The 23,317-nt window shown below is 73.4% G+C and carries 14 protein-coding genes; 6 read left to right on the forward strand and 8 right to left on the reverse strand.

The annotated features are described in order from the left end of the window. Positions 1–70: 70 nt before the first annotated feature. The 3 genes from ACFY1T_RS27320 (at position 71) to ACFY1T_RS27330 (ending at position 6,584) form a co-directional block, all read left to right on the forward strand. A complete protein-coding gene (locus tag ACFY1T_RS27320; RefSeq protein ID WP_390790523.1) occupies positions 71–571 on the forward strand; it encodes a DUF6912 family protein in 501 nt (166 codons plus the stop codon). Then, complete coding sequence (locus ACFY1T_RS27325) at positions 568–1,263, forward strand: HAD family hydrolase (RefSeq protein WP_234435580.1); 696 nt, start codon at positions 568–570, stop codon at positions 1,261–1,263. Before ACFY1T_RS27320 ends, ACFY1T_RS27325 begins: the two co-directional genes overlap by 4 nt. A 353-nt stretch (positions 1,264–1,616) precedes the next feature. Next, positions 1,617–6,584 carry an NAD-glutamate dehydrogenase gene (locus ACFY1T_RS27330; RefSeq protein WP_390790524.1) on the forward strand — a complete coding sequence of 1,656 codons (4,968 nt, stop codon included), beginning with the start codon at positions 1,617–1,619 and terminating at the stop codon, positions 6,582–6,584. 79 nt (positions 6,585–6,663) lie between these two features. Here the strand turns inward: ACFY1T_RS27330 and ACFY1T_RS27335 are convergent, their stop codons facing one another. Together ACFY1T_RS27335 and ACFY1T_RS27340 are read right to left on the reverse strand one after the other, a co-directional pair. Beyond that, positions 6,664–7,506: an ABC transporter ATP-binding protein gene (locus ACFY1T_RS27335; RefSeq protein ID WP_390790525.1), complete on the reverse strand. Its 843-nt coding sequence runs from the start codon at positions 7,504–7,506 to the stop codon at positions 6,664–6,666. Next, positions 7,499–8,395 carry an ABC transporter permease gene (locus tag ACFY1T_RS27340; protein WP_390790622.1) on the reverse strand — a complete coding sequence of 299 codons (897 nt, stop codon included), beginning with the start codon at positions 8,393–8,395 and terminating at the stop codon, positions 7,499–7,501. Before ACFY1T_RS27340 ends, ACFY1T_RS27335 begins: the two co-directional genes overlap by 8 nt. Before the next feature lie 156 nt (positions 8,396–8,551). On the opposite strand from ACFY1T_RS27340, the gene ACFY1T_RS27345 reads away from it, so the two are divergent. Then, entirely contained in the window at positions 8,552–9,175 is a 624-nt protein-coding gene (locus ACFY1T_RS27345) for a TetR/AcrR family transcriptional regulator (RefSeq protein WP_030866674.1), read from the forward strand. A 16-nt stretch (positions 9,176–9,191) separates the two neighbouring features. On the opposite strand, the gene ACFY1T_RS27350 is transcribed toward ACFY1T_RS27345, so the two are convergent. The 5 genes from ACFY1T_RS27350 to ACFY1T_RS27370 form a co-directional block, all read right to left on the reverse strand. After that, a complete protein-coding gene (locus ACFY1T_RS27350; protein ID WP_390790526.1) occupies positions 9,192–11,441 on the reverse strand; it encodes a CDP-glycerol glycerophosphotransferase family protein in 2,250 nt (749 codons plus the stop codon). A 133-nt stretch (positions 11,442–11,574) separates the two neighbouring features. Further along, the gene (locus ACFY1T_RS27355; RefSeq protein ID WP_390790527.1) at positions 11,575–12,486 is read right to left on the reverse strand and encodes a carbohydrate ABC transporter permease; all 912 of its coding nucleotides are present in this window, start codon (positions 12,484–12,486) and stop codon (positions 11,575–11,577) included. After that, on the reverse strand, positions 12,483–13,853 hold the full coding sequence (locus ACFY1T_RS27360; RefSeq protein ID WP_390790528.1) for a carbohydrate ABC transporter permease: 1,371 nt from the start codon (positions 13,851–13,853) through the stop codon (positions 12,483–12,485). Before ACFY1T_RS27360 ends, ACFY1T_RS27355 begins: the two co-directional genes overlap by 4 nt. A 4-nt stretch (positions 13,854–13,857) precedes the next feature. Then, a complete protein-coding gene (locus tag ACFY1T_RS27365; RefSeq protein WP_390790529.1) occupies positions 13,858–15,252 on the reverse strand; it encodes an ABC transporter substrate-binding protein in 1,395 nt (464 codons plus the stop codon). A gap of 115 nt (positions 15,253–15,367) precedes the next feature. Next, positions 15,368–18,487 carry an FHA domain-containing protein gene (locus ACFY1T_RS27370; RefSeq protein WP_390790623.1) on the reverse strand — a complete coding sequence of 1,040 codons (3,120 nt, stop codon included), beginning with the start codon at positions 18,485–18,487 and terminating at the stop codon, positions 15,368–15,370. Between the two features lie 448 nt (positions 18,488–18,935). On the opposite strand from ACFY1T_RS27370, the gene ACFY1T_RS27375 reads away from it, so the two are divergent. Then, positions 18,936–20,714, forward strand: coding sequence for a serine/threonine-protein kinase (locus tag ACFY1T_RS27375; protein WP_390790530.1), 1,779 nt, complete (start codon positions 18,936–18,938; stop codon positions 20,712–20,714). A gap of 162 nt (positions 20,715–20,876) precedes the next feature. Continuing rightward, positions 20,877–22,136, forward strand: a complete 1,260-nt coding sequence (locus ACFY1T_RS27380) for a serine/threonine-protein kinase (protein WP_390790531.1) — start codon at positions 20,877–20,879, stop codon at positions 22,134–22,136. A gap of 51 nt (positions 22,137–22,187) precedes the next feature. Here the strand turns inward: ACFY1T_RS27380 and ACFY1T_RS27385 are convergent, their stop codons facing one another. Beyond that, positions 22,188–23,219: an isopenicillin N synthase family dioxygenase gene (locus ACFY1T_RS27385; RefSeq protein ID WP_390790532.1), complete on the reverse strand. Its 1,032-nt coding sequence runs from the start codon at positions 23,217–23,219 to the stop codon at positions 22,188–22,190. Positions 23,220–23,317: the final 98 nt, after the last annotated feature.

Genomic DNA, 23,317 nt, shown 5'->3' on the forward strand with positions numbered 1-23,317 from the left:
GGGAGGTCGCCGCAGTGCACGGGGTCGGTCGTATCCTGGGGGCGTTTCCGACTACCGAAAGCAGCCGGCCATGCGCGTGTACGTCCCCCTGACCCTCCCCGGGCTCGCCGAGGCGCACAAGGCGGGTGAGCTGGGCCCCGCCCCGCTGCGGGCGTACGCCGTCACCCCCGGGCTGCGGGAGTGGTACGTGTCGGACGACCTGGAGGAGCTGGAGTACGCCGCCCTCGGGCGGGCCGCGGCCGCCTCCCTGCGGATGCTCGCCGCCGACGCGGGCGCCCCGCGCAAGCGCGTGGTCGTGGCCGTGGACGTGGACGACAAGGCCGCCGCCGCGACCCCCGGGGTCGACGAGGCCACGCTCGGCCTGGTGACCCTCGCCGCGGCCGTGCGGCTGTCCGTGGCCGCCGCGGTGCACGTGGACGCCGAAGACGCCCTGCAGGACGTGACGGCGGCCGCCGCCGCCCTGGAGGCCGCCGACGCCGGGGACGACGACGCGCAGTTCACCGTGGACGGCGCCGAGGACCACGAGCTGCTGTGGTTCGGCGTCCAGGAGATCCCGGGGCTGCTGAAGTGAGCACTGCCCTCGTCCCCGGCACGCCCGCCGCCGCCCCCGTGCACATAGTGTGGGACTGGAACGGCACACTCCTGCACGACATCGACGCCGTCATCGCCGCCACCAACGCCTCCTTCGCCGAGTTCGGCTTCGCGCCGATCACGCTGGAGCGCTACCGCGAGCTGTACGTCGTACCGGTGCCGAAGTTCTACGAGCGTCTGATGGGCCGGCTGCCCACCGACGCCGAGTGGGAGGTCATGGACGAGACCTTCCACCGCCACTACTGGGCCGCGGCCGACACCGCCGGGCTGACCGCCGGGGCCCGCGAGCTGCTGCGCGACTGGCAGGCGGACGGGCTCACGCAGTCGCTGCTCTCCCTCGCGCCCCACGAGAAGCTCGTACCCCTCGTGCAGGCACACGGGATCGACCGCCACTTCCTGCGCGTCGACGGGCGGATCGGCCCCTCGCACACGAGCAAGGCCGGACATCTCGTACGCCATATGGCGGCCCTGGAACAGACGGGCGTCACCGCTGCCCGTACGGTTCTGGTGGGGGATGCCGTGGACGATGCCCTCGCCGCGCAGCACGTGGGTGCGAGAGCCGTCCTCTACACGGGTGGTTCGCACAGCCGACGCAGTCTGGAATCGGCAGGGGTCGAAGTCGTCGACACCCTGGCAGAGGCCGTATCCGCTGCTCGCCGCATGGCCGGATAAGTACGCCCAGAAAATGCCCACGTCACTGCGCACATCGTCAAAGTTCGCGACCTCCTTTTGTACAGATCCGGCCCGTGACGGACAGGGGGTCCGGCGAGATAGCCTGGTACCCGTGATCAGCGCGATAGTCATCGGGGGCGCCGCAGCCTCCGGCCTGCGCCCGGCGCACGACCGTGCCCGGGCCTTCGCTGATCCCTGCCGCCGGGAGCCCCAGCCGATCATGGCCAGTTCCCTCCCGGCCGGCTCTCACCACGGCACAGCGCCGATCCCCAGCGGTCACCCCGCGTCGCGGCGCCATGCCATTCCTTCCTTCACCTACGTCACGCAATGGCGCGCGACAGGAGCCAGAGGACATGCAGACCAAGCTGGACGAAGCAAAGGCCGAGCTGCTCGCGCGGGCGGCCCGGGTAGCTGAGCACAGCCCGGCCGGGGGGCTACTTCCGACTGGGTCCGAGCAGGCGGAGCGTCCCGACCGGGACACCACTCTCGCCTACCTCCAGCGCTACTACCTGCACACCGCCCCAGAGGACCTCCTGGACCGGGACCCGGTCGACGTGTTCGGGGCCGCTCTCTCCCACTACCGGCTCGCCGAGACCCGGCCGCAGGGCACCGCGAACGTGCGCGTGCACACCCCGACGGTCGAGGAGAACGGCTGGACCTCCAGCCACTCGGTCGTCGAGGTCGTCACCGACGACATGCCGTTCCTCGTGGACTCCGTGACGAACGAGCTGTCCCGCCAGAACCGCGGCATCCACGTCGTGATCCACCCGCAGGTCGTCGTCCGCCGTGACGTCACCGGCAAGCTGATCGAGATCCTCGGTCCCGACTGCGACGCGCACGGCCCCAAGACCGCGCGCCCCCACGACTCCCTCGTGGAGTCCTGGATCCACGTCGAGACCGACCGCGAGACCGACCGCGCCGACCTCAAGCAGATCACCGACGACCTGCGCCGCGTCCTGTCCGACGTCCGCGAGTCCGTCGAGGACTGGGAGAAGATGCGCGACGCCGCGCTGCGCATCGCCGACGACCTCCCGGACGAGCCGACCGCCCCCGACCTGCGCGAGTACGAGCTCGAAGAGGCCCGCGAGCTGCTGCGCTGGCTCGCCGACGACCACTTCACCTTCCTCGGCTACCGCGAGTACAACCTCGTCGACGGCGACGCCCTGGCCGCCGTGCCCGGCACCGGCCTCGGCATCCTGCGCTCCGACCCGCACCACAGCGGCCAGGAGGACGCCCACCCCGTCTCGCCGTCCTTCAACCGGCTGCCGGCCGACGCCCGCGCCAAGGCCCGCGAGCACCGCCTGCTGGTGCTGACCAAGGCCAACAGCCGCGCCACCGTGCACCGCCCCTCGTACCTCGACTACGTCGGCGTCAAGAAGTTCGACGCCGAGGGCAACGTCGTCGGCGAGCGCCGCTTCCTCGGCCTGTTCTCCTCCGCCGCGTACACCGAGTCGGTGCGCCGCGTCCCGGTCATCCGCCGCAAGGTCGCCGAGGTCCTCGACGGCGCCGGCTTCTCGCCGCACAGCCACGACGGCCGCGACCTGCTCCAGATCCTGGAGACCTACCCGCGCGACGAGCTGTTCCAGACCCCGGTCGACAAGCTCCGCGAGATCGCCACCTCCGTCCTGTACCTCCAGGAGCGCCGCCGGCTGCGGCTGTACCTGCGCCAGGACGAGTACGGGCGCTACTACTCGGCGCTCGTCTACCTGCCGCGCGACCGCTACACCACCGGCGTGCGGCTGCGCCTGATCGCGATCCTCCAGGAGGAGCTCGACGGCAGCAGCGTCGACTTCACCGCGTGGAACACCGAGTCGATCCTGGCCCGCATCCACTTCGTCATCCGCGTCCCCCAGGGCAAGGAGCTGCCCGTCCTGACGGACGGCGACGTCGAACGCATCGAGGCCCGCCTCGTCGAGGCCGCCCGCTCCTGGGCCGACGGCTTCGCCGACGCCCTGGTCGCCGAGGTGGGCGAGGAGCGCGCCGCCGAGCTGCTGCGCAAGTACGGCACCTCCTTCCCCGAGGGCTACAAGGCCGACCACAAGCCGCGCGCGGCCGTGGCCGACCTCTGCCACCTGGAACGGCTCTCCGCCAGCGACCGCGAGTTCGCGCTCTCGCTGTACGAGCCGGTCGGCGCGGGGCCCGGCGAGCGCCGGTTCAAGATCTACCGCACCGGTGAGCAGGTCTCGCTCTCCGCGGTCCTGCCCGTGCTCCAGCGCCTGGGCGTCGAGGTCACCGACGAGCGCCCGTACGAGCTGCGCTGCAGCGACCGCACCAACGCGTGGATCTACGACTTCGGCCTGCGGATGCCGCTGCCCGCGGGCAACGGCGACGCGTACCTCGGGGACGACGCCCGCGAGCGCTTCCAGGACGCCTTCGCCGCGGTCTGGCAGGGCGACGCCGAGAACGACAACTTCAACACCCTGGTGCTGTCCGCCGGGCTCACCTGGCGCCAGGCCGTGGTGCTGCGCGCGTACGCGAAGTACCTGCGCCAGGCCGGCGTGAACTTCAGCCAGGACTACATGGAGGACACCCTCCGCAACAACGTCCACACCACCCGGCTGCTGGTCTCGCTGTTCGAGGCCCGGATGTCGCCCGGCCGCCAGTCCGCCGGCACCGAGCTCATCGACGCCATGCTGGAGGAGCTGGACGGGGCCCTGGACCAGGTCGCCTCGCTGGACGAGGACCGGATCCTGCGGTCCTTCCTCACGCTGATCAAGGCCACCCTGCGGACCAACTTCTTCCAGCTGAGCGACGCGGGCGAGCAGCACGCCTACGTGTCGATGAAGTTCGACCCGCAGGCCATCCCGGAGCTTCCGGCGCCGCGCCCGGCGTACGAGATCTGGGTGTACTCCCCGCGCGTCGAGGGCGTCCACCTGCGCTTCGGCAAGGTCGCCCGAGGCGGCCTGCGCTGGTCCGACCGCCGTGAGGACTTCCGTACGGAGATCCTCGGCCTGGTCAAGGCGCAGATGGTCAAGAACACCGTCATCGTGCCGGTCGGCGCCAAGGGCGGCTTCGTCGCCAAGAACCTGCCGGACCCGTCGGTGGACCGCGACGCCTGGCTCGCCGAGGGCATCGCCTCGTACAAGATCTTCATCTCGGCGCTGCTCGACATCACCGACAACATGGTCGGCGGCGAGGTCGTGCCGCCGAACGGCGTGGTCCGCCACGACGAGGACGACACCTACCTCGTCGTCGCCGCCGACAAGGGCACCGCGACCTTCTCCGACATCGCCAACGGCGTCGCCGAGTCGTACGGCTTCTGGCTGGGCGACGCGTTCGCCTCGGGCGGTTCGGCCGGCTACGACCACAAGGGCATGGGCATCACCGCCCGCGGTGCGTGGGAGTCCGTCAAGCGGCACTTCCGCGAGCTGGGGCACGACACCCAGACCGAGGACTTCACGGTCGTCGGCGTGGGCGACATGTCCGGCGACGTGTTCGGCAACGGCATGCTGCTCTCCGAGCACATCCGCCTGGTCGCCGCCTTCGACCACCGGCACATCTTCATCGACCCGACCCCGGACGCGGCGACCTCGTACGCCGAGCGCCGGCGCCTGTTCGACCTGCCGCGCTCCTCGTGGGCCGACTACAGCGCCGAACTGCTCTCCGCCGGCGGTGGCGTGCACCCGCGCACGGCGAAGGCCATCCCGGTCAACGCGCAGATGCGCGCGGCCCTCGGCATCGAGGCGGGCGTCACCAAGATGACCCCCGCCGAGCTGATGCAGACCATCCTCCAGGCCCCCGTGGACCTGCTGTGGAACGGTGGCATCGGCACGTACGTCAAGGCGTCGACCGAGACGCACACCGACGTCGGCGACAAGGCCAACGACGCGATCCGCGTCAACGGCGGGGACGTCCGGGCCAAGGTCATCGGCGAGGGCGGCAACCTGGGCCTGACCCAGCTCGGCCGCATCGAGTTCGCCCGGATCGGCGCAGGCGGCGAGGGCGGCAAGGTCAACACCGACGCCATCGACAACAGCGCGGGCGTGGACACCTCCGACCACGAGGTGAACATCAAGATCCTGCTGAACGCGGTCGTCGCGGACGGGGACATGACCGTCAAGCAGCGCAACAAGCTGCTGGCGGAGATGACCGACGAGGTCGGCCACCTGGTCCTGCGCAACAACTACGCGCAGAACGTGGCCCTCGCCAACGGCATCGCCCAGGCCCCCAGCCTGCTCCACGCCCAGCAGCGCTTCATGCGCCGCCTGGAGGCGGCCGGACGGCTGGACCGGAACATCGAGTTCCTGCCCACCGACCGGCAGATCCGCGAGCTGCTGGGCGCGGGCAAGGGCCTGACCCAGCCGGAGCTGGCCGTCCTGTTCGCCTACACCAAGATCACGGTGGCGGACGAGCTCATCGCCACGGAGCTGCCGGACGACCCGTACCTGCGCCGGCTGCTGCACGCGTACTTCCCGGGCGCCCTGCGCGCGAAGTTCCCGGAGCAGATCGACGCACACGCGCTGCACCGCGAGATCATCACGACGCTGCTGGTCAACGACACGGTCAACACCGGTGGTTCGACCTTCCTGCACCGTCTGCGCGAGGAGTCCGGAGCCTCCACGGAGGAGATCGTCCGGGCGCAGCTCGCGGCCCGCGAGATCTTCGGCCTGGCCGCGGTGTGGGACGCGGTCGAGTCGCTGGACAACAAGGTCGCGGCCGACGTCCAGACCCGGGTGCGGCTGCACTCGCGGCGCCTGGTCGAGCGCGCCACCCGCTGGCTGCTGAACAACCGGCCGCAGCCGCTCCAGATCACCGAGACGATCGAGCTGTTCTCCGACCGGGTGAGCGAGGTCTGGGCCGAGCTGCCGAAGCTGGTGCGCGGCGCGGACCTGGAGTGGTACCAGTCGATCATGGACGAGCTGATCGGCGAGGGCGTTCCGGAGGAGCTGGCGGCCAAGGTCGCCGGGTTCTCCTCGGCCTTCCCGACGCTCGACATCGTGGCGATCTCGGACCGCACCGGCGTGAACCCGCTGGACGTCGCCGAGGTGTACTACGACCTCGCCGACCGCCTGGACATCACCCAGCTGATGGACCGGATCATCGAGCTGCCGCGGGCCGACCGCTGGCAGTCGATGGCCCGCGCCTCCATCCGCGAGGACCTGTTCGCGGCGCACGCGGCGCTGACCGCCGACGTGCTGGCGGTGGGCAACGGCGATTCGTCTCCCGAGGACCGCTTCAAGGCGTGGGAGGACAAGAACGCGGCGATCATCAGCCGGGCCCGGACGACCCTGGACGAGATCCGCGGGTCGGACGACTTCGACCTGGCGAACCTGTCGGTCGCGATGCGGACGATGCGTTCGCTGCTGAGGGCGCACGTCTAGCCCTCGCGGAGCGGTGACATGAGGGCGGCCCGGGCTTTTGCCCGGGCCGCCCTTGCGCGTCCCCCGTGGATTCCGCCCGTCAGCGGCCCGAGGTGAACCGCTCGTACGCGTCGCAGACCTCGCCGGCCGGGCCGTCCATGCGCAGCACGCCGGACTCCAGCCAGATCGCCCGGTCGCAGGTCTCGCGGACCGTGCCGATGCCGTGGCTGACGAGGAAGACGGTGCCGGCCCGCTCGCGCAGCTCCTCGATGCGGGCCTGGCTGCGGCGCTGGAAGTCGGCGTCGCCGGTGGCCAGGGCCTCGTCGATCATGAGTACGTCGTGGTCCTTGGCGGCGGCGATGGAGAAGCGCAGCCGGGCGCCCATGCCGGAGGAGTACGTGCGCATGGGAAGGGAGATGAAGTCGCCCTTCTGGTTGATGCCGGAGAAGTCGACGATGTCCTGGTAGCGCTCGCGGACCTGTTCCTTGGACATGCCCATCGCGAGGCCGCCGAGGACCACGTTGCGCTCGCCGGTGAGGTCGTTCATGAGGGCCGCGTTCACCCCGAGGAGCGAGGGCTGGCCGTGCGAGTAGATCCGGCCGCGGGCCACGGGCTGGAGGCCGGCGATCGCGGCGAGCAGGGTGGACTTGCCGGAGCCGTTGGAGCCGATCAGGCCGATGGCCTCGCCCTTGTACGCGACGAAGGTGACGCCCTTGACGGCGTGCACCTCGCGCATGCCGGGGGCGGGCTTGCGCGAGAAGATCCGGCTGAGGGCGGCGGTGGCGCCGCCCTTGCGGCCGCCCGCGCCGTTCACCTTGTAGACGACGTGGACCCCGTCGGCGATGACGGTGGGGACGCGGGTCTCGCGGGGGTCGAAGACCGCCGAGGCCGGTGCGGTCGCGGGTGCGGGGGTGCCTGCGGGTGCGGTCTTGGTGTCAGCCACGGCCGTACTCCTCCTCAGCCTTCCAGAAGTAGATGAATCCGCCGACGCCCGCCAGCAGGGCCCAGCCGACGGCGATCGCCCACACGTGGTGCGGGAGCGCGTGTGCGTTGAAGCTGTCGATCAGCGCGTAGCGCATGAGGTCGATGTAGACGGCCGCCGGGTTGGTCTTGAGCACGACGGTGACCCAGTACGCGAGGTGGTCCTTCTTCAGCATCGAGTCGATGGACCACATGACCCCGGACGAGTACATCCAGGTGCGCAGGATGAAGGGCATCAGCTGGCTGATGTCCGGGCTCTTGCTGCCGATGCGGGCCATGACCATGGCGACGCCGGCGCAGAAGACGGCCATCAGGGCCAGCGCGGGGGCGGCCAGCAGCCACTTCACGGTCGGCGTCTGGCCGCAGGCGAACAGCAGCAGGACGAGCGCGCCCATGGTGACGAGCAGCTGCTGGAACAGCTGGACGACCGTGGACAGGGGCAGGCTGGCGCGCGGGAAGTGCAGGGCGCGGACCAGGCCGAGATTGCTGTGGATGGCGCGGGTGGAGGCGTTGATGGAGCTGCCGATGAAGTCCCAGACGAAGACGCCGGTGATCAGGAACGGGATGTAGTCCGTCACGCCGTGGCTGGCGTTCATGATCATGCCGAAGATGAAGTAGTAGACGGCCGCGTTGAGCAGCGGGGTCACCAGGTGCCAGACCTGGCCCAGTCTGGCCGTGCTGTAGGTGGCGTGCATCCGTGCGGTGGCGTACGCGGTCACGAAGTGGCGGCGGCCCCAGAGCTGGCGCACGTAGCTCGGGAGCGAGGGGCGGGCGCCGCTGACGGTCAGGCCGTGGGCCGCCGCCAGGTCGGCGAGCGAGGCCGGATGCGTGTCTGCGGGCACGGGGGTCACGGTGGTCACAAGAGTCGCTTTCGACGGGGTCGGGGCGTCGGCTGGCGATGGGACGGGTCCGTATCGTCGCTACGGCGAGGTTAGGGGTCGATACGACGGAACGCAACCGTATCGTCGTGACGAGTGGGTGACGGCGTGCGCGGCTATGCTCGGTGCATGACCTCTGACTCCGCCGCTCCCGCCGCCGCCCGCCGTGCCCCCGCCGGGGCCGCCGTCCTGCGCGAGGACGTGACGGAGGCGATCCGGGCCGCGGTACTGGAGGAACTGGCCGCGGTCGGGTTCTCGCGGATGTCGATCGAGGGGATCGCGCGACGGGCCGGGGTGGGCAAGACGGCCGTGTACCGGCGCTGGAAGTCGAAGCTGCACCTGGTGCTGGACCTGGTGGGGGCCTTCGCCGTGGACGGCCTGCCGGTGCCGGCGACGGGCTCGCTGTACGGGGACGTACGGGCCCTGCTGGAGGTGATGTCGCACGTGCTGCGGCACCCGGTGGCCTCGGCGGTGATCCCGGACCTGCTGGTCGAGGCGGCGCGCAATCCGGAGATCGCGGATGCCGTGCGCGGCGCGCTGCTGGAGGGGGAGCGGCGGATGGCCGAGGGGATCGTCTCGGAGGCCGTGGCGCGGGGGGAGCTGGCCGAGGGGACGGACCCGGGCCGCGCGCTGGACCTGGCGATCGGGCCGCTCTACTGGCGGCAGGTGGTCGTACGGGACGCCGTCCCGGGCGCGTACCTCGACGACCTGGCCAGGTCGGTGGTGGCGGGGCTGACCGCCACGTCCGCCTGACCGGGTGGCCGCGCCGCTACGGCCGGAGACTCGCGGTCAGGGTGGGTTCCCGGACCGGGGACGGGGCCGCGGGGGTCGGGCGGCGGTCTTCCAGCGGGGTGATCGGCGGGATCGCCGCCGGCTGGTTCAGGAAGACCCGGCGGACCACGCGCTCCGCCGCGTGCCCGTCGTCGTACGAACAGAAGCGCGCGCGGAAGGCCGCGCGCAGCTGCGCCGAGCGCGAGCCCTTCCAGTGGCCCGTCGTGAAGATGTCGACCAGCTCGTCCTGCGTGCGGGCGATCGCCCCCGGCGGGCAGGCCCGCAGGTCGAAGTAGGTGCCGCGGGCGGCCTCGTACGCCTCCCAGTCGTCCGCGTGGATCACGATCGGCCGGTCCAGCGCCGCGTAGTCGAACATCAGTGACGAGTAGTCGGTCACCAACGCGTCGGACGCCAGGCAGAGTTCCTCCACCGACGGGTACGCGGAGACGTCGACCAGGCGCGGGTGGCGGAGCGGCTCGGCGGGCGCGTCCGCGTACGTCAGGTGCGCACGCGAAAGGATCGTGAAGCGCGGGCCCAGATCGCGCAGCACCCGCTCGAAGTCCAGGTGTTCGGGCCGGCTGCGCCGGTAGTCGCGGTGGGTCGGCGCGTACAGGATCGCCGTCGAGCCGGGCGGGACGCCGAGGCGCTCGCGCAGCGCCACCACCTCCTCCGGGGTGGCCCGGTGGAAGGCGTCGTTGCGCGGGTAGCCGTACTCCAGCGTCGTGTACGAGGACGGGACCGCCTTCTCCCACACCAGGGTGGAGTGGCGGTTGGCGGACAGCAGGTAGTCCCACTGGTCGGCGCCGCGCAGCAGGCCCGCGAAGTCCGTGGTCGGGGTGGCCGCCGGCCGGTCCTGGAGGTCCAGGCCGACCCGCTTGAGCGGGGTGCCGTGCTGGGTCTGCAGCAGGACCTGGCCCGGCCGCTTGACCAGGGCGCGCTCGAAGTTGACGTTCGTGGTGAGGTACGTGGCCCTGGCCAGCGCCGTCCAGTACGCCGCCGAGCCCGGGCGGAGCACGGCCGTCTCCGCCGGGAGCGTGGCCGCGTGCCGCGGGTCGCAGATCCACGCCGTCCGCATCCGGGGCGCGAGCTCGCGCAGCTTGGCCTCGATGGCCGCCGGGTTGCAGGCGTAACCGCCGTGCCAGTACGCGGAGAAGACCGCCAGCTCCGGGCGGAGCGGCAGCAGCCGCTGGCCGCGGTAGTGCAGCCGCAGCGCGCTCTCGCGCAGGCCCCGCCACAGCGACGCCCCCGTGCGCCCGGCCGCCAGCCCGGCCGAGCGCAGCACCGACAGCGTGCGGTACGCGCGGCGCGCGCCGAGCCGCATCAGCAGGTGCCGGATCCGGTCGGTGCGCGACAGCGACAGCGGCGGCGGGCCGGCGGCCCGGTAGCGGCGCAGCAGCGCGGAGGCCCGCCGGAAGAACTCGGCCCGGCAGGCGCGCGGGAGGCGGCGCGGGTCGGCGTACAGGGCGCAGAAGTGCTCGGCCATCCGCCGGTGCACGGCGGGCCGCCAGCGCTCCAGCTCGGGGCGGGCGGCCAGGTGGCCGAAGACCCGGTCGTACTGGTCGAAGACGTCCAGGTGGCGGCGGGTGGTGGTGGTCAGGATCGAGCCGGTGCGCCGCTGGCGGTAGTGCACGCAGACCCGGTCCAGTACGGCGACGGACTCGGCGGCCAGCAGCGCCGGGTAGGTCCAGGGGGCGTCCTCGTAGAAGCCGGGCGGGAACCGGAGGCCCTCGCGCTCCACGTACTCGCGGCGGTACGCCTTGTTCCACACGACCATCAGCATCCCGAGCAGGGCCGGGCGGTCGGCGAGCCGGAAGCTGGCCGGACCCTCCTGCGACAGCCGGTGCGCGAGGCGGTTGCGCACGAGCTCCCCGGTCCAGAAGGTGCGCGCGTAGTCGTAGACGAGGACGTCCGGGGAGCCGGTGTCCTTGAGCCGGTCGGTGACGGCCTGGAGGGCGCCGGGGGCGAGGGTGTCGTCGCCGTCGAGGAAGATCAGGTAGTCGCCCGCGGCCCGGGCCAGACCCGCGTTGCGGGCCGGGCCCAGGCCGAGGTTGTGCGCCAGGTGCACGGCGGTCACCCGGGGGTCCCGGGCCGCGTACTCGTCGATGATCGAACCGCAGGCGTCCGGGGAGGCGTCGTCGACCGCGATCAGTTCCAGATCCGTGAACGACTGGGACAGGACCGAGTCCAGACTCTCCTGGAGGTACGCCTGGACCTTGTACGCGGGCACGATGACGCTGAACCGGGGCACGGCACATCCATGGGTCGGCGCGGGCATATCACCCAGCAACCCCCGGCGTGGCGATCGGGTTACGCAGCGTGTGGCATTCGGGTTACTCAGTGTCAACACCGCACGTCAACGGCGTGCGGCGGCCGGTCGTGCGCTACTTGACCGCTCCCGCCATCACCCCCGAGACGAACTGCCGCTGGAAGGCGAAGAAGACGAGCAGCGGGACGACCATCGACAGGAACGCGCCGGGCGCCAGCACGTCGATGTTGTTGCCGAACTGCCGTACCTGCTGCTGGAGGGCGACCGTGATGGGCGGGTTCGCCGAGTCCGCGAACACCAGCGCGACCAGCATGTCGTTCCACACCCACAGGAACTGGAAGATGGCGAGCGAGGCGATCGCCGGCCCGCCCAGCGGCAGCACCACCCGGGCGAACAGCCGCAGTTCACCCGCCCCGTCGAGTCGGGCCGCCTCCAGCAGCTCGCGCGGGATCTCCGCGAAGAAGTTCCGCAGCAGGAACACGGCGAACGGCAGCCCGAACGCGGTGTGGAACAGGACCACCCCGGCCGTCGTCTCGAACAGCCCGATGGCGCCGAAGAGTTCCGAGACGGGGATCAGCGCCACCTGTACGGGGACCACGAGCAGCCCGACCACGATCAGGAACAGCCAGTCCCGGCCCGGGAACTCCAGCCAGGCGAAGGCGTATCCGGCGAGCGAGCCCAGGCCGACCACGAGCAGGGTCGCCGGGACCGCGATGGCCACCGTGCTGAGCAGGGCGCCGGTGATGGTGTCGTTGGCCAGCAGCCGCTCGTAGTTGTCGGCCGTCAGCCGGGTCGGGGCGGTCAGTGCCTGCCACCAGCCGCCCCTGTTGAGGTCGGTGGGGGAGAGGAAGGAGGAGATCAGCAGCCCGAGCGTGGGCATCAGCCAGAACAGCGCGGCCAGGACCAGGAACACGCGCAGCGCCCCGGCCGCGGCCCCGGCGGCGAGCCGCCCGGCCCGGGAACCGGCGCGCGCGGCGGGGCGGGCACCGTTGCGGGCCTCCGGGCGGGTCTGCGCGGCGGCGCTCATCGGGTCCCCTCCTTCCGCAGCCTGCGGATGTTGTAGAGCATGACCGGGAGGACCAGCACCAGCAGCAGCACCGCGATGGCGCTGCCCAGCCCCGGATCGGCGTCGGTGCCGAAGGAGGTCCGGTACAGCTGGAGGGCCAGGACGTTGGCGTCGTCCTGCACCGAGCCCGGCGCGATCACGAAGACCAGGTCGAAGATCTTCATCACGTTGATGACGAGGGTGACGAGGACCACCACCAGCAGGGGCGCCAGCAGCGGCACGGTGACCCGGCGGAACACCTGCCACTCGTTCGCCCCGTCCACCCGCGCCGCCTCCAGCAGCTCCCGCGGTACGGCGGCCAGCCCGGCCCCGATCAGCACCATCGCGAACCCGGCCCACATCCACACGTACGCCCCGATGACCGCCGGGGTCACCAGCGTCGGGCCGAGCCACTCCACACCCGCGTACGCCTCGCGGAAGTTCGAGGCGGGCAGCCGCAGCCGTGCCCCGTCGGCCTTCGCGGACAGGGTGAAGGTGCCGTCGGCGCGGGCCGTCGCCGAGTCGACCACGCGGCCGTCCTTGACCGCCTCGACCCGGATCCCGGCCAGCCCCGACTCGCTCGGGTCGACCGCGTTCGTACGGCCGCCGCCGCCCCGGGTGAAGTCCTGCCAGGCCGTCCCGGTGACCTTGCCGGGCTCGGCGGGCGCGGCCCTGGCCGTACGGGTCCCCCCGGGCAGGTCCTCCGGGGCCACGCCGACCAGCGGGAGCAGCACGGGCACGCCCGCCCGTACGGGATCACGGGTCGTGTAGCCGCCCGCGTCGGCCCCGGCCGCCGGGAGCAGCGGGGAGTCGCGGCCCGGGCGCGCCTTCGGGAAGGCCGAGGACTCCGCGAAGGTGTCGTGCACCCCGACCCAGACCGCGTTGGCGATGCCCCGGTCGGGGTCGTGGTCGTACACGAGCCGGAAGATGATGCCGGCCGCCAGCATCGAGATGGCCATCGGCATGAAGACGAGCAGCTTGAACGCCGTGCCCCAGCGCACGCGTTCGGTGAGCACCGCGAAGATCAGGCCGAGGGCGGTGGCCGTGGTCGGCGCCAGCACCACCCACAGCGCCGTGTTCTTCAACGCCGTGCGGATCGTGTCGTCGTGCAGTATCTCGCCGTAGTTGCCGCCGCCCACGAAGGTGTCACCGGAGCGGTCGAAGAAGCTGCGGTAGAGGGAGTAGCCGATCGGATGGACGACGAGGGCTCCGAGCAGCACCAGGGAGGGCAGGAGGAACGCCGCCGCCACGAGGCGGCGGCGCCGGGTCTCCGCGGAGCGCCCCGTGGCGGTGGCCTTGGCCCCGGTGGGCCCGCCGGCCTTCACGGGCGTGGCGGCCTTGGCTGCCACGGGATCAGTTCCCGTAGGCCTTGGCCGCGTCCGCCTCCAGTCTGGCCTGGGTGCCCGCCACGTCCGACGGGTTCGCCAGGAAGTCCTGGAGCGCCTTCCACTCGCCGGCCCCCGGGGTGCCGCCGAAGGCCGCCGGGGCCTGGTCCGACATGTCGAAGCGGAAGTCGTCGCCCGCCGCGATCAGGGCCTTGGCGATGTTCCGCTGGATGTCGTTCGGATAGGCCTTCGGGTCCACCGACTTGTTCGGGGAGACGAAGCCGCCCTCGCGGGCCTGGATCTCCGCCGCGTCGGGGGAGGCCAGGAAGGTCAGCAGCGCCTGCGCGCCCTTCGACGGCTTCAGCGCGACCGCCACGTCGCCGCCCGAGACCACCGGCGCCTTGGCGCCGACCGCCGGGAACGGGAACACGAGCGCGTCCTTGCCCACCTTCGCCTCGGTCTGCCCGATGTTCACCGCGACGAAGTCACCCTCGAAGACCATCGCCGCCGCCGGCCGGTCGCCGCCGGTGAAGGTCTGCGTCACCGACTTCGGGAACTCGGTGGCCAGCGCCCCGCTCGCCCCGCCCGCCAGGAAGTCCTTGCGGCCGAACAGCTCGCCGAGCGTGGTCAGCGCCTGCTTGACGCTGTCGTCCGTCCACTTGATCTCGTGCTTGGCCAGCTGGTCGTACTTCTGCGGACCCGCCTGGGAGAGGTAGACGTTCTCGAACCAGTCGGTGAGGGTCCAGCCGTCCGCGCCGGCCACCGAGACGGCCGGGGTGCCGGAGGCGGAGAGGGTGTCGGCCGCCGTCAGCAGCTCCTTCCAGGTCTTCGGGGGCTGGACGCCCGCCGCCTCGAAGGCCTTCGCGTTGTACCAGACCAGCGACTTGTTGGCCGCCTTGTAGTACACGCCGTACTGGGTCCCGTCGACCGCGCCCAGCTTCTTCCAGCCGTCGGAGTAGTTCTTGTCGAGCTGTGCCTTGGCCTCGGGGCCGACCGGCTGCGCCCACTTGTTCTGCACGGCGGCGGTCAGCGCTCCGACCTGCGGGAGCAGCGCCACGTCCGGCGGCTGGCCGCCCGCGATCTTCGTACCGAGGAAGGTGACGATCGGGTCCTGCGCCGGGACGAAGGTGACCGTGGCACCCGTCCGCTTCTCGAACTCCTTCAGGACCTTCGTGAAGTTCGCCTGCTCCGGACCCGTCCAGACCGCGGCGACCTCCAGCTTCTCGCCGGGCAGCTTCGGTAACTGCACCGTCTGCCCCGCCGGCGCGGAGGCCTCCCCGCCCTGCGGCGGGGTCTCCTTGCCGTCCCCGCCCCCGCACGCGCCGAGGACCAGCGCGCCCGCGGCCGCGAGTGCCGTCCAGGCGGCTGCGTGCCGCGCGCGCCCTCTCGGGTTGCCCGTACGGCTCGTTCCGTGCCTTCGCATGGCTCTGCCCCCGATGCCCGTGGTGTGCTCGGTGTGACTCGTCCCACAAGGTCTACGCCGAGCCGCGTACCCCCGCAATACCGCGTCGAACCGCGCGGCGGCGCTCCGGGACGGCTCAGGGCGCGGGCGGGAACAGCACGGGTATCGCCGAGACCAGGTGCGAGGCGCGGTCCAGGGCGCTCGCCAGCAGGGCCAGGTCGGTGGGGCCGTTGCCCAGCTCGCGCACGGGCCGGCGGGCCGGGGGGTCACCCATCCGCTCCCACTCCACCGGCACCACCGTCGGGCGCTGCGTCGCCGTCCGCGGGATCCGGCCGGTCACCCGGCCGCCCTGGAAGGGGACCGTGCGCCCGTCCGCGTAGCGCAGCCGTCCGCGGCCGGGGCCCGGCTGGTCGGGGGCGTCCAGATCGATCCGGAGCGGATTCGTCCGGGCCAGCTCGGTGTCGGCCGTACGGTCGGGGCGGGCGCTGGTGGCCACCAGGTGCACCCCGAGCAGGGCGCCGTCGCGGGCCACCGCGTCCAGCGCCCGTACGACGGATCCGGCGGAGGGACGGCCCGTACTGCCGAGCCCCGGCGCGACCAGCGCGTCGAAGTCGTCCACCAGTACCACCAGGCGGGGCAGCGGGCTCGGCCCGGCCGGGTCGGTGCGCACGGCGGAGGCGCGCAGCCGGAGCGTGCCGGTGCGCTGGGGATCGAGGTCGCCGAGGAGCTCTCCGGGGCTGGGCTGGCGGGGCGTGACCATCCGGTCGGAGACCTCCCGCCGGGCGTGCCACTCGGCGAACGGGACCCCGTCCAGGAGCTCGGCCCGGCGTTTCAGCTCGGCGCCGATGGCCTGGGCGAACTCCCGCATGCGGACGGGGTCGGAGGCGACCAGGTGCGCGCAGACGTGGGGGAGCTCGGTGCAGGGCTGGAGCCCGTCGCCGCGCTCGCCGCCGGCCCCGTCGAGGAGGACCAGCCCGAGCCGGTCGGGCCGGGCGGCCGCGGCGAGCGAGGCGGCCACCGAGCGCAGCAGCTCCGTACGGCCGCTGCCCGCGGGCCCCTCGATGAGCAGGTGCGGGCCGTCCTGGACCAGTTCGGCGCCGACCGGCCCGCGCCGGCCGCTGCCGAGCACGAGCTCGGCGCGGCCGCCGACGCCCTGTCCCTGATCGGTGGCGGCGGCCCAACGGGCCATCAGGGAGGCCGGGGTGGCCCGGGCCAGGCCCAACTCGTCGAGCAGCCGGGCGGTGTTCGGGAGCGCGGCGGCGACGGCCGGGCGGGGCCCGGCGGGGGAGGGCTCGGCGCGCAGCGGGGCCAGGGCGCGGGCGAAGCGCTCGGCCCAGGCGGCGGAGACGGCGTCGGCGGTGGCGGTGGTCCCGGGCGGCCAGGGCTTGCCGCCGGTCACCGTGAACGTCCGTACGGTGGTGGCCACATCGCCGCAGAGCACGGCGGCGGCGCCGCAGGTCCGGAACGCGGGGCTGCTCGCGCAGGCGGCCTCGTACGTCTCCGTGAGCGGGGAGGCCGGGGTGGCGGCCGGGGTCTCGGCGAGCGCGAGGAGGTGGATCCCGGCGGCCGGGCCGTGCGGGGCGAGCCGGGCCGTGATGTCGCGCAGTGCGGCGGCGCCGGGGTCGCCGTCGACGACGAGGAGCGTGTACGGGCCCTGGTGGGCCTGGCCGAGGGGGCTCTCGTCGAGGCGGCGGGTCAGCTCGGCGGTGCGGGCGGCGGCCTGGTCGCGGTCGTACGCGAGGAGCAGCCGGCAGTCCTGGCCGTGCGCGGGCCGTACGTGCGGCAGCCAGCCGAGCCAGCCCCAGTCGGCGCGCCGCTCGGGAAGGCCGCGGGCGCGGTCGGCGGCGAGGAGCACGATCTCCAGCTCGGCGGGCCCGTGCAGGGCGGCGAGCTGGGCGACGACGGAGCGGGCCACCCCGGTCAGCCGGGCGCGGGGCCCGGCGATGCCGAGCGCGCCGGCATCCTGGAGCGCGACGCGGCTCCCGGCCCCGAGTCCGACGTCGAGCCGGCCCCGGCCGCGGGACCACAGGCGCCGGGTGGGCCCCAGCGCGGCGAGCAGCAGGGCGGCCGGATCGTCGGCGTCGGGCACGGCGGCCGCGACGGCTTCGTCCACGCCCCCGGCCTCGTCGAGGTCCTCTCCGCGGACCCACTTGCGGGCCCAGGCCCCGAGCCCCCGCTTCCGCGACCGCTGTCCGACGCCGGCCGCGCCGCCCCAGGTCCCGCCGGAGGAGCCGGGCTCGGCCGTGGCGCGGCCGGTGCCGGGCGTCCCGATGCGCATGCCTGCGGGGACCGGGCCCGGGGAGGACGCGGCGTCGCCGCCCCACCCGGAGCCGGGGGCGCCGGGGCGGGACGGCGGAGCCTGGTCGGGGCGCAGCCCGGGGCGGTGCTCGCCCCGGTCGTGGTCGGGGTGGGGGAACGGTCCCCGCGGGCCGGCCGCACCGGGCCCGCTGCCGGCCCCGCCGCCCCGGCCGGGCCCGTCGGAGCCGTGCTCCGCGCCGGTCCACGCGTCGCCGGGCGGCGCGTCGGGCGCACGGCCGGAGCCGCCTGAGCCGCTCCACCCCGCGCCGGAGGCGTCGGGTGCGGCGTCGGGCGCGGCCGGACCGGCCGGGAGGGACAGGTGGCCCTCCAGGTCCGCGACCACCTCGAGCGCGGCCGGGGTGTCGGCGGCCAGGCGGAGCGTCGATTCCCCGATGCGCAGCAGCGCGCCCGGCGCCAGCGACACAGGCCGGGCGCCGACCGCCGCGCCGTCCACGGTCGTGCCGTTCGTCGAGTCCAGGTCGGCCACGGCCACCCGGCCGCCGGGCATCACCGTCACGGCGCAGTGCAGCCGCGACACGTCCGGATCGTCCAGCGGGACGTCGGCGTCGGCCGAGCGGCCGATCCGGATGGCCCCCGGGTGCAGCAGGTGCACCCCGCCCGCGTCCGGCCCCGCCACCACGTGCAGCTGCGCGCCGTCCGTCCCGCCCGGCAGGACGTCCCCGTCCGGCAGGACACCCGGCACCGGGGCGTGCAGCCCCAGCACCGCCCCGTCCACCAGCGGCGGCTCCCCGAGCACCCGCCGCTGGAGGTCGAGCCGCTCCGTACCGGCGTACAGCACGACCGTGCCGCCGGTGTCGGGCCCGCCGACGGTCGCCGCCAGCCCGGAGGCCACGGCGGCGAGCGCGGTGCCCACGGGCGCGGTGACGAGCACGTCACAGCCGGCGGGCGCGGTCTGGTGGCCGCTGCGCGACCCAAGGACGGTCAGCCGGATCTGCATCGCCGTCAGCGGTCCCTTCTGCGCGGTGCGCGGTGCGTGCGCCCGGCAGGGGTACGACGGGCACGGCTGCCCGATCAACCCCCCACCCGGCACGGCGCGTCGTCCGGTCAGGTCTGCCCGGAACGCGGGCTCCCGTCCCGGCCGTTCCGTACGGGTGCATCCTCGCACCTGTCGCCGACAACACGCCCGGCACCCGGCAATAAATGATCTTGAATGATCACACCTCTGCGCGTGTCGCGTACACGCCCGCGCGTGGGGCCTGGCCGAAAAGCGGAGGCGGGCCGGGGAAAATCGCCCCTGGCATACCCCTCAAACCTCACCCTTCGTACAAATGTGCGGCAACCATCCTCCGGCAGCCCGCGTCTTCCCCGGCGACACCCCCTAGAGTGGGCCGGAAAAAGAAGCACGAAAACGAACCACAGCAGGACGACAGCAGGGAGCGCGAGACGTGCGGCCAGTCGGCAGCAAGTACCTGCTCGAGGAGCCGCTCGGACGCGGCGCCACGGGCACCGTCTGGCGTGCCCGCCAGCGGGAGACCGCCGGCGCGGAGGCAGCCGTCGCCGGGCAGCCCGGCGAGACCGTGGCCATCAAGGTCCTCAAGGAGGAGCTGGCCCAGGACGCGGACATCGTGATGCGCTTCCTGCGCGAGCGCTCGGTCCTGCTGCGCCTGACGCACCCCAACATCGTGCGCACCCGCGACCTCGTCGTCGAGGGCGATCTGCTCGCCCTGGTCATGGACCTGATCGACGGTCCGGACCTGCACAAGTACATCCGGCAGAACGGGCCCTTCACGCCGGTCGCCGCGAGCCTGCTGACCGCCCAGATCGCGGACGCGCTCGCCGCCAGCCACGCCGACGGCGTGGTCCACCGCGACCTGAAGCCGGCCAACGTCCTGCTCGACGAGCGCGGCGGCCAGATGAAGCCGATGCTCACCGACTTCGGCATCGCGCGCCTCGCCGACTCCCCGGGCCTGACGCGCACGCACGAGTTCGTCGGCACCCCGGCGTACGTCGCGCCCGAGTCCGCCGAGGGCCGCCCGCAGACCTCCGCCGTCGACATCTACGGCGCCGGCATCCTGCTCTACGAACTGGTCACCGGGCGCCCGCCGTTCGCCGGCGGCACCGCCCTCGAAGTCCTCCACCGCCACCTCAGCGAGGACCCGCAGCGGCCGCCGAACGTGCCCGAGCCGCTCTGGATCGTCATCGAGCGCTGCCTGCGCAAGGAGCCGAACGAGCGCCCCAGCGCCGAGAACCTGGCCCGCGGGCTGCGCGTGGTCGCCTCCGGCATCGGCGTGCACAGCGCCCCCTCCGAGGTGGAGGCCGCCCTCGGCGTCGGCGCGCTGCTCGCGCCCGACCCCTCGCCGGCGCCGGTCCCCGAGACGCCGGGAGCCGGCGGCGCCGCCGACCCGACCCAGGTGCTGCCGAGCCGTGCCGCCGCCGCTCCGCCGATGGGCGCGTACGACCCGAACGGCATGACCAGCGTGCTCCCGCCGGTCGGCGCGGCCGACGCCACCTCGGTGCTGCCCGCCACGGGCGGTCCGGGCGGTCCCGGCGCGGACCCGACCTCGGTGATGCCGCCGGTGCAGCAGCCGGACGCACCGCACCCGTGGCAGTCGCAGATGCGGGCCGTGCGCGACCGCAACGAGCAGACGCAGATGCAGTACCTCGACCCGAGCGAGGACCCCCTGCGCCGGCGCCCGCAGCGGCAGGCGCCCCCGCCGCCGCAGCAGCGGCCCCAGCAGCCCCCGCAGTACCGCCAGGGCCCGCCGCCTCAGCAGTACCAGCAGCAGCCGCAGTACCAGCAGCCCCCGCAGCAGCCGTACTACCAGCAGCAGCCGCCGCCCCAGCAGTACCAGCAGCCGCAGCAGGCCCCGTACCAGCAGCAGCCCCAGCGGCAGCCCCAGCCGCAGCGGCAGGCGCCGCCGCAGCAGCAGCCCCCGCAGGCTCCGCCGCCGCGCGCGCCCCGGGAGCCGCGCGAGCCGCGCCCCCGCAGCGCCAACCCGGTCAAGATCCCGGGCCTGGGCTGCCTCAAGGGCTGTCTGGTGATGATCCTGCTGTTCGTGGTGGCGGGCTGGCTGGTCTGGGAGCTCACCCCGCTCCAGGAGTGGGTGGGCACCGGCAAGGGCTGGTGGGACCAGCTGTGGACCTGGGGCTCCGACATCGTCGACTGGGTCACGGCGCTCGGCGATTCGGCCGGAAGCAGCGGTTCGGGCGGCGGTACGCCCTGAACCGGAGCCCCGTAGCGCCGACTTCGGGGACTGGGTTGTGGATTTGTCGACTTCCGGGACGTGATTTCGCCCCCAGAAGTGAAGGTCGCCGTGTTCCGGGGCGTTCAACCCCCATCCGGCCGCGTAGCTTTGGTGCGTACGCCAGCCGCTGAGGGAGCAGTCGTGGCACGGAAGATCGGCAGCCGGTACACCGCGCACCAGATCCTGGGGCGCGGCAGCGCGGGCACGGTGTGGCTGGGCGAGGGGCCTGACGGGCCCGTCGCCGTCAAACTGCTGCGCGAGGACCTCGCGTCCGACCAGGAGCTCGTCGGACGCTTCGTCCAGGAGCGCAGTGCGCTGCTCGGCCTGGACCACCCGCACATCGTCTCCGTCCGCGACCTCGTCGTCGACGGCAACGACCTCGCCCTGGTCATGGACCTCGTACGCGGTACGGACCTGCGCACGCGCCTGGACCGGGAGCGGCGGCTCGCCCCCGAGGCGGCCGTGGCGATCGTCGCGGACGTCGCCGACGCGCTGGCGGCGGCGCACGCGGCGGGGGTCGTGCACCGGGACGTGAAGCCCGAGAACGTCCTGCTGGACATGCAGGGGCCGCTGGGTCCCGGCGGCTCGCATCCGGCGCTGCTGACCGACTTCGGCGTGGCCAAGCTGATCGACTCGCCGCGGCGGGCGGCGTCCGGGGCGCCGGGTACGCGGGCCTCGGCCCCGACCACCCGGATCATCGGCACGCCGGACTACCTCGCTCCGGAGATCGTGGAGGGCCTGCCGCCCAGGGCGGCCGTGGACATATACGCCCTGGCCACGGTCTTGTACGAGCTGCTGGCGGGCTTCACCCCGTTCGGCGGGGGCCACCCGGGCGCGGTTCTGCGCCGGCACGTGACGGAGACGGTGGTCCCGCTCCCCGGGATCCCGGACGAGCTGTGGCAGCTGATCGTGCAGTGCCTGGCGAAGGCGCCGGCCTCGCGGCTGAGGGCCTCGGAGCTCTCGCTCCGGCTGCGCGACCTGCTCCCCCTCCTGGCGGGGATGCCGCCGCTGGACGTGGACGAGCCGTACGAACCCGACCCGGATCCGGAGCCGGCGGAGCCGATGGAAGCCGACGGGCCGGTCCGCCGGCGGGGCGTGGTCCCGCTGGTGCCCGGGTCGGCGACCGACTCGAACCGGGACACGCACACCTCGATGCGGGTTCCGGGACCGGACGAGCTGGCAGGGGGCGCGCTGGGCACGGCGCGGGTCCCGCGCCCCGCGGGCGGCCACCGCCCGGGATCGGCCCGCCACCGGGCGGAGACGGCCCGCAAGCGGCGCCTGGCCCTGACGGCCGGGGCCGTGGCGCTGGCCGCCGCGCTCGGCGTGGGCACCTGGCTGGCCGCCTCCGGCGACGAGCCGCCGCCGCGGGACACGAAGCACTCCACCCCGGCCCGGCCGTAGCCGGAGCCGGGTGCGGGCGGGAGCCGGGTGCGGGGCCCGGGGGCCGGCCGGTTACGCGTCGATGAGTTCCGGGTGCCAGCGGCGGGCCACCGCCGGGTGGGCCCGGGTCCAGCCCTTGAGCTCGTTGCGGCCGTACTCCGCGTGCAGCGGGTTCGTCGCGTCGTGCGCGACGCCCGGCGCCGACCGCAGGTACTCGCCCGGCACCGTCTCGATCACCGCGTCCAGCCGCGGGTTGTAGAAGAACGGCACCGAGTACCGCTCCACCGCCCCGGGCGGGCTGACCACCCGGTGGTCCGTGGCCACCAGGTACCCCTCCGTCGCGATCTCCAGCAGCTCGCCCAGGTTGACCACGAACGCCCCCGGCAGCGGCGGGATGTCCAGGAACCCGTCGCCCTGCCGTACCTGCAGCCCGCCCACGCCGTCCTGCAGCAGCAGCGTCAGGAACCCGTAGTCCTTGTGGGCCCCGACCCCCTGCCCGGCCCCGGACGGGGCGGATCCCGGGTAGCGGATCAGCTTCGTGTGCAGGTGCGGCCGGTCCGCGAACGCCTCGTCGAAGAAGTCGGACGGCGCCCCGATCGCGGTCAGCAGCTCCCGCAGCAGCCGGTGCGCCACCGCCGCCAGCCGGGCCTGCCACTCCAGCACCACCGGCCGCAGCTCCGGCAGCGCCTGCGGCCACTGGTTCGGCCCCTCCAGCCACAGGTACGCCGGGTCGTCCGGCCCCAGCTCCGGCGCCGGCCGCTCGGCGCCGACGTCCAGCTGGTCGCGCCAGTCGGAGGCCCCGCCGGTCAGCTCGTGCCCGATGCGGGTGTACCCGCGGAAGTGCGGCGAGTTCAGATTGCTCACGGCGAGCCGGTCGGCTTCCGGAAGTGCGAAGAAAGCCCTGGTCAGCTCGAGGATGCGGGCGGTTTCCGACGGGGTGATCCCGTGCCCGGTGAGGTACAGGAAGCCGGTGTCCCGGGCCACGGCGTGCAGCTTCTTCAGGAAGTCGGGCCGCTGGGCCGGGTCGTCGGCCTGGGACAGGTCGATGACGGGGAGGGCCGGAACTGCGGAATCGGCGGGAAGATCGGTGTGCGCGGACGGCATGACGTCTCCGTTTCGGATGTCACGGGGTCCTGTTCCCCAGAGGTGTCGGGGCAGCGGATGGGGAGGGCCGCCGGCAGGGATGGAGCCGGAGCCGCTTG

It is taken from the genome of Streptomyces sp. NPDC001194 (assembly GCF_042896985.1).
In the GTDB taxonomy this organism is placed as follows: domain Bacteria; phylum Actinomycetota; class Actinomycetes; order Streptomycetales; family Streptomycetaceae; genus Streptomyces.